The organism is Bacillus sp. UNC41MFS5, assembly GCF_000686805.1.
Genome location: NZ_JMLP01000059.1, coordinates 1 through 1,106 on the forward strand (window position 1 = coordinate 1; position 1,106 = coordinate 1,106).

The window sequence follows — 1,106 nt, forward strand, 5'->3', positions numbered from 1 at the left end:
TTTTTTGTGGGCAAAAGTAAGCCAAATGGTGACAGATTCCTTCCAGTGGGCAAGAAAACAGATGGCAAACCTATCTGGCACAACTTCAAATGGGAAGAGAAACTAGAAAAGGCTATTGTTCAAAGATTGGCTAGAAGCTACCCTTCTCACATGGTTGAATATAGCACAATCCTTCAATTGAAAAGCAACTATCCTAATTACAAGGTGGGGGCAAATGATTACCTTGATGGAATTATGGCTGTTGATATTGTGGTGGGGGCAGAAAACCAAGATAAAGTTGTTTATGTTCATGTAACAAGTGCATCTGCTTATTCAGATAAGTGGCTAAAGGTTAAGGAAGACAGAAAAGGTGTTGGCATTGACAAGGATGGTAAGAAGCATTACTACCAAAGGAACTTCAAGAAAGGTCATGTCCACTTTGCTTTTGACAAGGTAGACAGCAAGACAACTGATGTTATTAATGGGATTCCAGTGTTCAAAGACAGCTACATCCAAGAGAAATTAGAAGTAGCCTTCATGTTAGCACCATCAATGGATTCATGGAAAAAGAAAGAGCAATTGTGTCAGCTTCACAAATGGCTGAAAGACAATGGGATTGATAAAAATGGACTTGGTTCTGTTTGGCTATAAAGTATTACATATTAAGTAATACTGTTATGGTTACATTAAAAGAAAGTGGGGGCAGGCATAAACAACCTGTTCCTTTGTTATTCATAAGGAGGATTAATATGAATAGAGAACAGTTATTATTACAACTAGCATTTAATATGATGCTTAAACATGGTTTCAGTTACCAGAAGGCATTACTGGTTGCTACCATGTCATTAGACTACATGGAAGAGCATTATAAGCCTAAGACCAATGTAGATTACAAACACCTGTTACACAACCCACTTAAAGACTAAGTGGTGGGGCAGGAAAACCCAATAATAAATAGGAGAGATGAAAATGGAAAACTTTATTAAGATTAAGATGGCTTTCAATGAATTGGTTGAGAAGTTGGTAAAGGGTTATAACCTTTCAGATGAACAAAAGGAAATGCTTGAAATAGGCATTGCTGAAGTTGCTAAAGGTGTGACAGGTGACATTATTACCCTTGATTCAGA

Annotated in this window: 2 protein-coding genes; both read left to right on the forward strand. The window is 37.2% G+C overall.

Annotated features, from left to right (window positions below; genetic code table 11):
- Nucleotides 1-630: hypothetical protein (locus BR30_RS33760; RefSeq protein WP_035445703.1), on the forward strand; the 630-nt coding region annotated here is incomplete at its 5' end.
- A 98-nt stretch (nucleotides 631-728) separates the two neighbouring features.
- Entirely contained in the window at nucleotides 729-905 is a 177-nt protein-coding gene (locus BR30_RS36790; protein ID WP_155928680.1) for a hypothetical protein, read from the forward strand.
- Nucleotides 906-1,106 lie beyond the last annotated feature (201 nt).

What these genes read in the sequence shown, in the direction of transcription:
- BR30_RS36790 (WP_155928680.1), top strand. Translation starts at nt 729, where the DNA reads ATGAATAGAGAACAGTTATTATTACAACTAGCATTTAATATGATGCTT.